The organism is Cellulosilyticum lentocellum DSM 5427 (assembly GCF_000178835.2).
GTDB classification, from domain to species: Bacteria; Bacillota; Clostridia; order Lachnospirales; family Cellulosilyticaceae; genus Cellulosilyticum; species Cellulosilyticum lentocellum.
This window is the reverse complement of record NC_015275.1, coordinates 4587376-4600593: the sequence shown is the minus strand read 5'-3', so window position 1 is coordinate 4600593 and position 13218 is coordinate 4587376. Positions and strand designations below refer to the sequence as shown.

Sequence of the window (13218 nt, the reverse complement as noted above, 5' to 3'; positions counted from 1 at the left end):
TGATAGTGTTGATTATAATAAGCTAATTAGAATGTACCTTTTAAAAACCTCTACTACCACCACCATGACTTCTACCGCTGCTGGAAGTATGCATGGAGGAACCACCACCGCCACCACCTCTGCCAGAATTTGAGGTCTCAATCTTAGTTCTTGTAGTATGCGTTGAAATAAATTGATCCTGCTTTTCAGTATAGTTGACAGATAATCTATCTGGTAAAGTAGCAGGAACGGTATGACGTGGGTGCTTATAGCGATAACTGATAATAGCTCTGACAATAGAAGCCATTACAAGTGCTGCAAGAAAGGCAATACCTGCATAGACTAAGTAATTTTTTGCAGTCAGAGGAGTACCATAGCTATTGGTAAATGGTTTTTTACCATCTTCGAAAATCAAATGGCTATCAGAAGGAATGCCAGATTTAAAGTAGGTCTCTACACCATTAATAAATGTAATACAGCCTTGATAATAATTGGCATCAGTAAGGTACGGGGCAATAGTATCCATTAGGGTATTAATGCGCCTATCATCTACATATTTAGCACTTAGTCCGCTAGTAGAGATAGCTAACTCTCGGTTATCCATATCAATCAAAAAGAGAATCCCATCCCAATTGTCACCATAGCCATAACCGTTTGTATCATAGAAGTCATCAGCATAAGCTGTGGCAGTTTTTCCTTCAGCATCATTGGTGGTGACTATGACTGTTTCCATTTGGTAAGTCTCACTAAGTATATCAAGCTTTTTCTCTAAACTTTCAATTTCGTCAAGGCTAAGTAAATCAGCTAAGTCATTAACTCTAGGCACAGCAGCCATAAGAGAACTACATAAAGTAAAAAAACATATTAAAGTAAGTATTAAAGAACTCATTCTACGTTTCATTAGGCAAGACCTCCTGTATAAGCTAATGCAAAAAAGACAACAGCAAAAGTAATGAGGAATACCCAAAGGAATAGAAGGTTAAGCTTTTTGCTACATATTGGTAAGCTACCAAAAGTCTTACCAGTTTGACCGTTCATAGCAAACATGTAAGTCTGACCCTTATAAATATAGGTTAACATCCAAACAGGCATCAAAGTATAGTGAAAACGGGTGCGATGAATTTGAACATTTTTACCACCTACAGCAGTTGTGGTGTAGCCATGAATGGAGTTACGAAGCTCTGTTTCAACAGCACGCTCTATCCTAGATTTAATAGTTGGATAAATGGTATCTTTATCTACATCATATTTTTCAGCAATAAACCCTGTTAGATAAGAAAAAGAAAAGGTTTCAAGATCATCATAATTATAAGGACCGATACTCTCCATTACCAGGTCATCAGCTTTTTTGGAAGCATCATGAGGCAAGTAATCAAAAGACATAGAAGCAGCCCTAGATACAGCATAGATATCTGTCTGAGTGTAGCGATAGCTTCCACTAGTCCAAGATTTTATCTTTTTACCAGTTGCTCTCATATAGCCAGAGGTATCACAATCTACTAGCCAATAGGGAATATAGATCCCAGCGATTTTTTCAAGTTGACTAGGAGATGAGAAATCATCAGGTAAAAAATGTTTTTTCTTTCGCCAAGCAAGAAATGTTTCTAGTGCTTGTTCTTTACTTTTTTTAAAGGGAATTACTTTTGATGGTTTAAATTCATCGGAAAGTTGTTTTGAGAAAACGACAGGATTATGACAATAGCAACAAAGTGTAGCAGAGGTTACTTCATCAGTAACGATTTGAGCACCACAACTAGGACAAGTATAGAGCATGGTGGGGCCTTTTTCAGCGGTAGCATCATTACCATCTTCTATAAATTCTTCACCGGGCTCACTATAACTTTTCTCTGTTGTCAAAACTTCTAACTCTTGCTCACTAAAGTTACTAAAGCAGTATTCACACTTGAGTTTTTGAGATTCTGGATCAAATCCTAAATCTCCCCCACAGTTAGGACATTTGTATGAAACAACGGACAAGACAAACCCTCCCTTATTAAGCCTATAAATAGAGGCTATTATTGAACTCAGTATAGCATATCGAATAAATATTGTGAATAAGCACTCTATATTTACACAAAATATAGAGTGCTTATAAATTCTAATCCGCTAATAATAGTAGTACTAGAAAGACAATCTTTCGAAGAACAGGATTCAAAGAATGGTTGATTAAAGCATTGTAACTCCTTCAAGATAGTGCAGAAGCTATTATTGCAATGATCCCATACATTAACAACCGTAGGACCTATAGTAGAGGAGGGGTCATCAGCAACACCTAAGTAAGTATAAGCACCACGAACTGTTGTTGATAAACAAGGTGCTATAAGATAGGCTCCAAATTCAAATGCAGGTAAGGTTAATAAGTTAGTATAGCGGGTGATAAGTAAATTAAGAGTAGCTAAGGCATCTACGACGCACTTATTCTGAATACTAAAAACGATGGCTTCGTTTTCTGTTAGATTAGTAGCAGTAAGGCGGCTATTAGAACAAGCAACAGCTTCACTATTAGTAATACCCTCAGCAGAAGCACGGCTAGTATTAGTTGCGTGCCCACAAGAGTCATTACAAAGCAGGCTAACTCCCAGAGATTTATTATTTGCTAAAGAAAGAGAAGTAGAAGATGTTATATTTTTATATTGAGAAGAATTATGACTACTGCCAGAAGTATTTGTGTCTGTACAACTCCTACCATTGGTTTCGGTATTAGAACGTGTAACAGTAGTAGAACCATTCTTATTTAAGCCTTTGGAAGCAGTATGATTACCTTGAGAGAAGCCAGACAAGATATTAAATAGACAAATAAGTTCGTTGAGTATAGATCGTATGTGACAAAGAGACACCGGTGTTGCTAATAAAAAAAGAACAAACTCCTCATTTCTTCCCATTAAATTATTAAATGAAGTGAGTATGGGTGTTGTGGTACTTGTATTAGGGATAACAGAAATAGTTGCAAGTGAGTTATGTTTACAAGGACTAAAGAGCTGATCAATTAGTTCACAACTTTCCTCAGATGTTAATTCATGAAGTTGAATACCAGGAAAGGTTTGAATTAGCCCATTTTTTAAAATTTCAAGAGCAACGCAGAAAAACTCATCCCCTTTAATACCAATATAAATAGAAAGTTGTTCATTGCGCACTTGTATAACATAGCCAATGGTTATTTGAAGGCTTTCTAGAGCATTTAAAACAAAGGAAAATGCTTTAAAGGTATCTGTGACAGGAAAGCCTTCAATTTGAATAAAGCCTAGGCAGGCAGGAGGAGTCTCAGAAGGAGATACTGGGAAATGAGTCAGCTCAGGTAGACAAGGAGCGTTTACAAGTTCATCAAATCTTGCAAGTGCATCATCTAAAAGGCAAGTATCTCTTGGATCAAACATAAGTAACACTCCTTTATCATAAGGTGTCGTAATAGTTTATGCGGTTTAGGAGTATGAATATGATAAACTATGCGTTCAAAGTGGCAACTAAAATCCATACGAATTGATTCATTTGCTTAAAGCTTACCTGGAAATTAGCCGTTTCAAATGCATGAGCGAGGATTTCGTGAGTGGTATAGAATTCAGTTTTTAAATCCTGAGCAAGATGAGTAAAGCCATAGTTTTCAGCCCAATTTAATACAGCTGAAGCAGCCTCGGGAGATTCGTACATAGTATCTGCAATAATAATTTGACCGCCTTGGCGAAGCTTAGAAGCCATAAAGGCTATAGATTTAGCTTTTTCTTCATCCTGTAAGTGGTGGAAAGCGTAGCTAGAAATAATAGCATCCACACTTGCATCAGGAATATCTAAAGAGAGAAAAGAACCATTTTGAACAGGAATATGAGGATATTTAGCTGACGCTAATTCTCTCATTTTAGCATTTGGCTCAATGGCAGTTACTTTATAACCTGAATTAGCTGCAACGGCTCCTAGATTACCTGTACCAGAACCAATATCTAAGACTGTAGCAGAAGTAGGTGAATTAATAAAAGAGACAGTTTCTTTTAAAATTTCCTCGTAGTTTTTAAAGACTTCATAATACTCACCCTTTTTTGTATAAACAGTTTCGTCATAATGAGTAGCCCAACTATCAAATAGGTCATTAAAGCGATAGTCAGAGAGATTCATATCGAAGTTATAAAGATTTTGGCTAAAGTAGCGCTCACTTCGGTCCGGGAAGATAGCTACAATATTAACCTTACCATTAGCTTTATAAGCTTGCTTAATGGCACCAGCCATAGCTGCACCAGAAGAAGAACCAACCAATACACCTTCTTTTTTGCCTAATAGCTGTACATAGTAATAAGCTTCTTCATCGGAAATTTTCTCTACTTCATCGACATAGGAAGCATCAAATAAAGAAGGAATGAAATGATTACCAATACCTTCAATATGGTAGGTACCTTCTTCCCCGCCTCCTAGAATAGAGCCTTTAGGGTCGCTGAGTACAATTTTGATGTTGGGATTTTTCTCTTTTAAATAGGAGGCAATGCCAATAATAGTACCACCGGAGCCTGCTCCTGCTACGAGGATATCTATCTTCCCATCAAGGGCATCATAGATTTCCTTACCTGTTTGACGATGAGCTTCTCTATTAGAGAGATTATCGAACTGTTTAGCCATAAAGCTAGTTGGGATTTGCTTTGCTAATTCTTCTGCTTTTTGAACAGCACCTTCAATACCTTCTTCTGTTGGAGTAACAATTAATTCTGCGCCTAAGGCGCGCATTAGTATTTGTTTTTCAATAGCAAACTTAGCAGGAATAACAATTTTAAGTTGATAGCCTTTTTCAAAGGCAGCCATGGCAAGGCCTATACCGGTATTACCAGCAGTAGCTTCGATGATGGTATAGCCAGGTTTAAGTAGCCCATTTTTTTCGGCATCTTCTAAGATCTTTAGGCCAATACGGTCTTTAACACTTCCCCCTGGGTTTAGATATTCTAGTTTACCAAAGATATTAATATCAGGAGTAGGAGAAATATGATTGAGTTTTAAGAGTGGGGTATTACCAATAAGTTCACGAATATCATTAATATAGTGCATGAGATGTACCTCCTTCAGAGATAGAAAGATTAAGTGCATGGGTTAAATCAGTTATCAAGTCGTCAGCATCTTCGATGCCTACAGAAAGACGAAGTAAACCATCTGTTATACCTAAGGCCTTTCTTTGTTCTACGGGAATAGAGGCATGTGTCATAGCTGCTGGAAGGCAAATAAGACTTTCTACACCTCCTAGACTTTCTGCCAGAGCAATGAGTTTAACATTTTCTACGAGCTTTAGAGCGACCTCGGGGTCACTAAGTTCAAAAGAAATCATAGCGCCTAAACCTGGATAATAGATTTTACTTACCTGAGGTAGAGTGTGTAAGAAATCAACAATCGCTTTAGCATTAGCTTGAGCCTTTTCTAATCTAATAGCCAGTGTCTTAATACCTCTTATAAGTAAAAAGCTATCTTGGGGACCAAGTATCCCACCTACAGCATTTTGTAAAAAGCCAAGTCGTTCTTTAAGGTCTTCATGAGCAACAACTACAAGCCCAGCAACTACATCACTATGTCCGCCTAAATATTTGGTGCCGCTATGAACAACAATGTCTATGCCGTGTTCTATAGGACGTTGAAGATAAGGGGTTAAAAACGTGTTGTCAACAACCGAAATGAGGTTATGACTTTTGGCAAGTGTACTAATCGCTGATAGGTCTGTGATTTTCATTAATGGATTAGTAGGTGTTTCAATAAAGATGGCTTTAGTAGTAGGCGTGATAGCTTTTTGAACAGCTTCAAGGTCGGAAGTATCTACTAGAGAATAAGAAATACCAAGATGAACGAATACCTTATCGACTACTCGAAAAGTACCACCGTAGACATTATCAGATAGAAGAATATGGTCTCCTGTTTTAAAAAGCATAAGGACTGTAGAAAGAGCGGCTAAACCAGAAGCAAAAGCAAAACCAGCGATGCCACCTTCTAGATCTTTAATAAGCTCTTCCAAAGCCTGTCTTGTAGGATTACCTGTGCGTGCATATTCAAAGCCTTTATGTTTACCAATCCCTTCTTGTCTAAAAGTAGATGTTTGATAAATAGGAATATTAACTGCGCCTGTAAAGGCATCTTCAGAGATACCACCATGGATAACCTTTGATTCAAATTTCATAAAATAACCTCCTTTAAATTGGTAATAAATTTTACAATATATCAAATTTTTTAAATTAAAGAGAGTATACATCAAATTTAATTCCTAGTAAATATATTTATTTTAAAGGAATTAAAAGTGTGACAGTCCAAAAGGAAAAAGTTATTGATAGTCAAAGACTAAAGCAAATAAGAAAATAATAATAAATAAAACTTATCGATTAATGGTTCTATAAAAAAAGAAATTCCTAGTAACTTCAAGGGAAATTAAAAAGAAAATAAAATAAAAAATATATTAAAAAATAGTTGACAATTTAAAAAAATAAAAATATACTACTAAACATATAAAACAACTAGGAAATAAAACCAAGTGAATAATTTCTTATCCAGAGAGGCAGAGGGACTGGCCCAGTGACGCCCGGCAACCTGAACATGTTATTAAATGCTCAAGGTGCTAATTCCAGCAAACCAGAAGTGGTTTGGAAGATAAGAGTATGTAGCATAGTGAATTTTAAAAGCTGCTTTCTTATCTTAAGAAAGCAGCTTTTATAGTTTGTAAAATAATACTTTTAAGGGAAGTAGGCAGAAAAACACGGAAAAATGAAAGAAACTACAAGATCAAGGTTAATTAAAGGGAGGAAATAAGATGAGTAAGTTAAGTCATAGATTAGATGGGTTTGGAGAATCCGTGATTAGAAAGATGACGCGTATTGCAAATCAACATGGGGCTATTAACCTTTCACAAGGTTTTCCTGATTTTGATCCACCTAAGGCATTAATAGAAGAATTACAAAGGGTAGCCATAGAGGGGCCGCACCAATATGCAGTGACTTGGGGTGCACAAAATTTTAGAGAAGCTTTAGCCAAGAAGCAAGAGCACTTTATGGGGATTAAATTAAACCCAGATGAAAATATCGTAGTCACTTGTGGTAGTACAGAGGCCATGATGACAGCTATGATGGCTATTTGCGATAGCGGTGACAAAGTTGCTATCTTCTCACCTTTTTATGAGAACTATGTAGCAGATACAGTGCTTTGTGGAGCTGAGCCTATTTACATTCCACTTAAACCACCTACCTTTAACTTTGATAAAGAGGAACTTGAAGTAGCTTTTAAAGCAGGTGCTAAAGCTTTGATTCTCTGTAATCCATCTAATCCAACTGGAAAGGTATTTACTAAAGAAGAGCTACTAGACATTGCACAGCTTGTTAAAGCGTATGACGCTTATGTCATTACAGATGAAGTTTATGAGCATATCGTTTTTGAACCATATAAACATCATTACTTTGCATCGCTACCTGGCATGTTTGAGAGAACTATTTCTTGTAGTTCACTTTCAAAGACGTATTCCATTACAGGTTGGAGATTAGGTTATGTAATAGCACCGAAGGTTATTATTGATCAATGTAAAAAGGTACATGACTTTTTAACAGTAGGAGCAGCAGCCCCTCTTCAGGAAGCTGCAACAGTAGGACTTAAATTAGAAGATGACTACTATAAAGAACTTACAGCGTTATACGGAAAGAAAAGAGAGTTGTTCTTGTCAGGGCTTGATAGCATAGGACTTAAGTACTTTAAGCCAGAAGGTGCGTATTATGTCATGGTTGATATTGAAGAATTTGGTGTTTCATCAGACTACGAATTTGCAAAAAGACTTATTAAAGAAGTAGGCGTAGCAGCTGTACCAGGTTCTAGTTTTTTCAAAGAACCTGTTAATCAATATATACGTTTCCACTTTGCTAAAAAACCAGAAACACTAGAGCTAGCTTTAGAGAGATTAACGCAAATTAAAAAACATTTTTAGGAGGTGCTACAATGATTCGTTTTGAACAAGTAAATGTAAGCTTTAAACAAAAAAATCAAATCGTTAATGCCGTTAGTAATGTATCACTTCATATAGAAGCAGGAGAAATCTTTGGAATAGTTGGAGGGAGTGGCGCAGGTAAAAGCACCTTAGTAAGAACCATTAATGGATTACAAAAGCCTACTTCAGGCAGTGTTTTTGTAGAGGGAGAGGATGTAACAAAACTTTCTTCTAGAGAGATTAGGGGATTACGAAAGAAAATCGGCATGATTTTTCAACACTTTAATTTAATCTCAAGAAAAACAGTAGGGGAGAATATAGAGTTTGCTCTTAAAGTCCAGGATTACCCTAAAGCTCAAAGGCAAACTAGAACTAAAGAATTACTTGAGCTAGTGGGCCTAGAAGATAAAGAAAATGTTTATCCAGCTAGTTTAAGTGGTGGGCAAAAACAAAGGGTAGGTATAGCAAGAGCTTTAGCAGCGAATCCTAAAATTTTACTTTGTGATGAAGCAACTTCAGCATTAGATGTGCAAACAACTGAGGAAATTGTGGATATCTTAAAAGGAATTAATGCTAAGTTGGGGATTACTATTGTGTTTATCACGCATCAACTAGAGGTAGCTAAAAGGTTGTTCTCAAAAGTGGCAGTAATGAGTCAAGGTGAAATTGTAGAAGTCAATAGCGCTTACGAGTTATTTGCTAGTCCCCAATCAGCATTAACAAAAAGATTAGTAAAGACTCAGATAAAGGTACCAGAGGAGATTATTAATGCAGCAAAGGGGGAAATCATCAAGTTGACTTATAGGGGTGACAAGAGCCTAGAGCCTATTATTGCTTATACTAACAAGAAATATGATGTTGTACTTAACATTCTACATGGTCACATTGATTACATTCAAGAAAAGCCAGTGGGTGTCTTGGTAGTTAGTATAGAGGGAGAAGTTAAAGCTATTAATGAGGCACTTCAGTATATAGGAGAAAATATTGAAGAAATAGAATTAATTATTCCAAAGGAGAGTGAAATCGCATGAAGACAGGTGAATTAATAGAAGCCCTATGGCAGGCAACAACAGAAACTGTTTACATGGTAGGCATCTCTATGATTATTGCAGTCATTTTGGGGACGGTTCTTGGTTTATTACTTTATATCACAGCTTCACCATTGTTACACAAAAATAAAGTGGTTAATGCAATCTCTGGTTTTGTGATTAATATTATTCGTTCCATTCCATTTATTATTTTGCTGGTCCTACTTTATCCTTTTACAGATTTTTTATTACACACCACTATAGGAGCAAAGGCAGTAACCGTACCACTTACAGTAGCAGCAGTAGCTTTTTTAGCAAGACTTGTAGAAGGTGCTTTTTCTGAAATAGATAAAGGTGTCATAGAAGCTTCACTGGCTATGGGAGCTAGTGTTAAATATATTATTTTTGACGTGCTATTAGTAGAAGCCTTACCTGGCATTGTAAGAGCCATTACTGTGACATTAATTAGTATCATCGGTTATTCCTCTATGGCAGGAACTGTTGGTGGTGGCGGAATAGGTGACTTAGCTATTCGCTATGGATATCAACGTTATCAAACAGACATACTCATTATTACCGTTATTTTATTAGTGGTAGTAGTACAGCTTATTCAAATGGTGGGAGAAAGGATAGCCGTTAATTTAACTAAAAAGTAAGTTGGTTTAAGAAGCTATAAAAATTTAAAAATAAAAATATGGGGAGTGAAATATATGAAAAGAAGATTAGTTTATGGAATAGGTGCAATCATTTTAGGACTTGGAACATTAGTAGGCTGTGGAAGTGGGTCACAAGGAGCTACAAGTACAGCTGGTGCAAGTAGTGATACAAGCCAAAGCACACAAGTAGAAAAAACAACTATTAAGTTTGGAACCTGCCCAGGACCTTATGGAGACATGGTGAAATATGCGATTAAACCATCACTTGAAGAGAAGGGCTATAAAGTAGAAATTATTGAGTTTAGTGATTATGTACAGCCTAATTTAGCATTAGGAAAAGGTGAAGTAGATGTTAATGTATTTCAACATAATGTGTACTTTGAGAACTTCAAGAAAGAGCATCAATTAGAGCTTACAAAGCTCATTAATATTCCAACAGCAGGGCTTGGATTTTACTCTAACAAGTATAAAGATGTTAGTGAAGTAGCAGAGGGTGATACCTTTACAGTTCCTAATGATGTAACAAATTTAAGACGTGCTTTATTAGAAGCACAAAAAGCAGGTTTATTAAAGATTGATGAAGCAGTAGAAGTAGCTCAATTTAGTGAAAAAAATGTACTAGAAAATCCACTTAACCTAAAGATTACACCAGTAGAAGCAGCGCAGCTTCCAAGAACACTTGATAGCGCAGACTTAGCGGCTATTCCAGGTAACTATGCTTTATCCGCAGGCATTGATTTAAATACTGCAATCTACAAAGAAGTTTTAGTAGAAGATATGAAGAACATCATCGCAGTAAGAACAAGTGAGGTAGATAGTAAGTTTGCTAAAGACATTTTAGAGATTGTTGAATCTGAAGCCTTTAATAAAGTAATCGAAAGTAGTGAATATCAATTTAGTGGTTTCCAAAAACCAGAGTGGTATACCACAAAATGGGGGAAATAAACCAACAAAGCTTCAACTAGAGTGTTTATAAGTATGGTAAACGAGGGGTGAATAAAAATGTTCGAGCAACTAAAAGCATTAATTGAAGATGAAAATAGAGTCATTACAGCAGGCATAGATGAAAAATATTATTCAGACCATCTTGGCCATATTAAAGTAAAACCAGCAGCAGTAGTCATTGTAGCTTCTACAGATGAGGTTAGCAAAGTCTTAGACTTTGCTAACCTACATCATATTCCAGTAGTGCCAAGAGGGGCAGGGACAGGTCTTACAGGAGGGACAGTTCCCACAGAGGACAGTATTGTCATTGATCTGACCAAACTTAATCGTATACAGCATTTAGATAAGGAGACTATGACATTAACAGTTCAGGCAGGTGTCTTACTTGAAGAGGTTCAAGCCTTTGCAGAAAGTAATGGATTATTTTATCCACCAGATCCAGGAGAGAAAGCTTCTACCATAGGTGGTAATATCAGCACCAACGCAGGTGGTATGAGAGCTGTCAAATATGGTGTCACAAGAGACTATGTCAGAAGCATAGAGGTTGTCTTAGCCAATGGTAGCATTGTAGAGCTGGGAAGCAAAAATATAAAAGACAGTACAGGGCTAGACCTTAAAGATTTACTTATAGGTTCAGAAGGAACTCTGGGTATTATTACAGAGGCAAAGCTCAGGCTTATTCCTAAACCACAAATAGCAAGAAGTGTACTTGTGCCCTTTCAAACTTTAGAAGAAGGAATAGATACAGTACTAGATATCAAAGCTTCAGGTGTAGATGTAGCAGCTATTGAATTTGTCCAAAAAGAAGCCATTAGTTTATCAGAGCAGTATTTAAAGATTGAGTTTCCTACTCATAAAGGCAATGCGTATTTGATTTTTACCTTTGATGGAGATACTGCAAGTCATGTAAGGGATAACTATGAAAAGGTAAGAGAGCTATGCTATCAGCATAATGCTCTAGATTTCTTGGTATTAGAGGATGAAGAGAGTTTTGAGATAACTTGGCAAATCCGAGGTGCCATTGTAAAAGCTGTAGAAAGTGTCTCTGTACAAGAGCCCATTGATATCGTGGTACCCATTAATAAAAGTGCTGAGTTTGTAAAATATACAAAAGCAATTTCAAACCGCCATCAAGTAGCTATTCAAAGCTTTGGTCATGCAGGAGACGGTAACGTACATCTATGTATTATTAAAGGGACACTTAAGGAAGAGGAGTGGCAAGAAAAACTACAGCTAGTGCTTGAGGACCTGTACCAAAAAGCAGCTGAATTAGGAGGACTTCCTTCGGGAGAGCATGGCATAGGGTTAACTAAGTTAAAGTACTACTTAGATTATGCTAATGAAGTACAAATCACCTTAATGAGAAATCTTAAAAAAGCATTTGATGTAAATCAAATATTAAATCCTAATAAAGCATACTAACAATCATAAAATACGTTTATGAATGTTTAACATAGGAGGGGGAAGAGATATGCCAGAAAGAAAATATGGAAATGAATTTGGAATTCAAACAAGAGCCGTTCATGCGGGAAATGATGTAGATCAAGATACAGGAGCTATTAAAAGACCTATTACTATGGCTAATAGCTATGAATTACCTTACGATCCAACTGACCTTAATTGGAGCTCAGCTGGGAAAGCACTTTATACCAGAAATGGAGGTGCCAATCAGCAGTACCTACAAGAGAAGTTGGCGGTACTTGAAGGTGGAGAAGATTGCGTTGTGTTAGCTTCAGGCGTTGCAGCATTATCAGGGACTTTCTTTGCACTCCTTAACTCAGGAGACCATGTGATTTTTGCTGATGTGACCTATATTGCAGTTTATAGATTGTTAAATGAATTACTAAACACTAAATATGGAGTGGAAACAACCCTTGTAGATACTAGTGATTTAGAAGCAGTAAAAGCCGCCATTAAGCCTAATACAAAATTGATTCATATTGAAACACCAGGAAACCCAACACTAAAAGTAAGCGATATTAAGGAGCTTGCCAATATTGCACATGAGCATGGAGCATACCTATCAGTAGATAATACTTTTGCATCCCCGTACAATCAGAGACCTATAGAGTTAGGAGCAGACTTAGTGATTGAAAGTTTAACGAAGTATATTAATGGTCATGGCGATGCTATGGGCGGCGCCGTAATTGGGTCTACAAAGCTTATAGAGCAAATCAAAGCCCAATCCATGATTAATCTAGGGGGGACCATTAGTCCATTTAATGCATGGCTTATTATGAGAGGGGCAGTAACCTTACCACTTCGTATGAAACAACATAATGAAAATGCATTAAAGGTAGCTAGGTATTTAGAAAGCCTACCCTTTGTAAGTTTTGTGGCTTATCCAGGCTTAAAAAGTCACAAGGGTCATGAGATTGCTAAGAAGCAAATGATAAATGGCTTTGGAGGCGTATTATCCTTTGGACTTAAAGCAGATCATGATACTTACAATAAAGTAACCAGCTATTTAAAGGTGATTACCTCAGCAGTTTCATTAGGTCATGATGAGAGCTTAATCGTATTTCTAGGAGAAGAGGATGAGAGACAGTATTTGTATCCAGAAGCTTTTCATAATGGGTTCTATAGACTAAGCGTGGGTATTGAAGATATAGAAGACATCATTGGAGATTTAGAACAGGCTTTTGAAAAAGCAGGGTTAAATGGTTCTGAGATTATTAAGAGATAAGAGAAAGCACCA

Annotated in this window: 11 protein-coding genes and 1 riboswitch; of the genes, 6 read left to right on the top strand and 5 right to left on the bottom strand. The window is 36.7% G+C overall.

Annotated elements, in window-relative coordinates:
* Window positions 1-40: 40 nt before the first annotated feature.
* The 5 genes from CLOLE_RS22245 to CLOLE_RS20895 all read right to left on the bottom strand — a co-directional run bounded on the left by CLOLE_RS22245 (window position 41) and on the right by CLOLE_RS20895 (window position 6109).
* Window positions 41-880, bottom strand: coding sequence for a TPM domain-containing protein (locus CLOLE_RS22245; RefSeq protein ID WP_013659117.1), 840 nt, complete (start codon window positions 878-880; stop codon window positions 41-43).
* Window positions 880-1956, bottom strand: coding sequence for a hypothetical protein (locus CLOLE_RS20910; protein ID WP_013659116.1), 1077 nt, complete (start codon window positions 1954-1956; stop codon window positions 880-882). The genes CLOLE_RS22245 and CLOLE_RS20910 overlap by 1 nt, the downstream gene beginning before the upstream one ends.
* Before the next feature lie 92 nt (window positions 1957-2048).
* Window positions 2049-3353 (bottom strand): hypothetical protein, encoded by a 1305-nt coding sequence (locus CLOLE_RS20905; RefSeq protein ID WP_013659115.1) that lies wholly within the window; start codon window positions 3351-3353, stop codon window positions 2049-2051.
* 67 nt (window positions 3354-3420) lie between these two features.
* Window positions 3421-4998: a pyridoxal-phosphate dependent enzyme gene (locus CLOLE_RS20900; protein ID WP_013659114.1), complete on the bottom strand. Its 1578-nt coding sequence runs from the start codon at window positions 4996-4998 to the stop codon at window positions 3421-3423.
* On the bottom strand, window positions 4985-6109 hold the full coding sequence (locus CLOLE_RS20895; RefSeq protein ID WP_013659113.1) for a trans-sulfuration enzyme family protein: 1125 nt from the start codon (window positions 6107-6109) through the stop codon (window positions 4985-4987). Before CLOLE_RS20895 ends, CLOLE_RS20900 begins: the two co-directional genes overlap by 14 nt.
* Before the next feature lie 357 nt (window positions 6110-6466).
* Window positions 6467-6580, top strand: a riboswitch (SAM riboswitch).
* Between the two features lie 153 nt (window positions 6581-6733).
* Here CLOLE_RS20895 and CLOLE_RS20890 point away from each other — a divergent pair.
* Genes CLOLE_RS20890 through CLOLE_RS20865 form a run of 6 tightly spaced genes read left to right on the top strand, consistent with a single transcriptional unit; the run spans window position 6734 to window position 13206 of the window.
* A complete protein-coding gene (locus tag CLOLE_RS20890) occupies window positions 6734-7891 on the top strand; it encodes a pyridoxal phosphate-dependent aminotransferase (protein ID WP_013659112.1) in 1158 nt (385 codons plus the stop codon).
* 11 nt (window positions 7892-7902) lie between these two features.
* Window positions 7903-8922, top strand: a complete 1020-nt coding sequence (locus tag CLOLE_RS20885; RefSeq protein WP_013659111.1) for a methionine ABC transporter ATP-binding protein — start codon at window positions 7903-7905, stop codon at window positions 8920-8922.
* Entirely contained in the window at window positions 8919-9575 is a 657-nt protein-coding gene (locus CLOLE_RS20880) for a methionine ABC transporter permease (protein ID WP_013659110.1), read from the top strand. The genes CLOLE_RS20885 and CLOLE_RS20880 overlap by 4 nt, the downstream gene beginning before the upstream one ends.
* A 54-nt stretch (window positions 9576-9629) precedes the next feature.
* A complete protein-coding gene (locus tag CLOLE_RS20875; protein WP_013659109.1) occupies window positions 9630-10520 on the top strand; it encodes a MetQ/NlpA family ABC transporter substrate-binding protein in 891 nt (296 codons plus the stop codon).
* A gap of 57 nt (window positions 10521-10577) precedes the next feature.
* Window positions 10578-11942 (top strand): FAD-binding oxidoreductase, encoded by a 1365-nt coding sequence (locus CLOLE_RS20870; RefSeq protein ID WP_013659108.1) that lies wholly within the window; start codon window positions 10578-10580, stop codon window positions 11940-11942.
* A gap of 49 nt (window positions 11943-11991) precedes the next feature.
* The gene (locus CLOLE_RS20865) at window positions 11992-13206 is read left to right on the top strand and encodes a trans-sulfuration enzyme family protein (RefSeq protein WP_013659107.1); all 1215 of its coding nucleotides are present in this window, start codon (window positions 11992-11994) and stop codon (window positions 13204-13206) included.
* Window positions 13207-13218: the final 12 nt, after the last annotated feature.

Bases quoted from the DNA above. Each gene is read 5' to 3' on its own strand.
- CLOLE_RS22245 (WP_013659117.1), bottom strand. From the start codon at position 880: ATGAAACGTAGAATGAGTTCTTTAATACTTACTTTAATATGTTTTTTT.
- CLOLE_RS20905 (WP_013659115.1), bottom strand. From the start codon at position 3,353: ATGTTTGATCCAAGAGATACTTGCCTTTTAGATGATGCACTTGCAAGA.
- CLOLE_RS20900 (WP_013659114.1), bottom strand. From the start codon at position 4,998: ATGCACTATATTAATGATATTCGTGAACTTATTGGTAATACCCCACTC.
- CLOLE_RS20895 (WP_013659113.1), bottom strand. From the start codon at position 6,109: ATGAAATTTGAATCAAAGGTTATCCATGGTGGTATCTCTGAAGATGCC.
- CLOLE_RS20890 (WP_013659112.1), top strand. From the start codon at position 6,734: ATGAGTAAGTTAAGTCATAGATTAGATGGGTTTGGAGAATCCGTGATT.
- CLOLE_RS20885 (WP_013659111.1), top strand. From the start codon at position 7,903: ATGATTCGTTTTGAACAAGTAAATGTAAGCTTTAAACAAAAAAATCAA.
- CLOLE_RS20880 (WP_013659110.1), top strand. From the start codon at position 8,919: ATGAAGACAGGTGAATTAATAGAAGCCCTATGGCAGGCAACAACAGAA.
- CLOLE_RS20875 (WP_013659109.1), top strand. From the start codon at position 9,630: ATGAAAAGAAGATTAGTTTATGGAATAGGTGCAATCATTTTAGGACTT.
- CLOLE_RS20870 (WP_013659108.1), top strand. From the start codon at position 10,578: ATGTTCGAGCAACTAAAAGCATTAATTGAAGATGAAAATAGAGTCATT.
- CLOLE_RS20865 (WP_013659107.1), top strand. From the start codon at position 11,992: ATGCCAGAAAGAAAATATGGAAATGAATTTGGAATTCAAACAAGAGCC.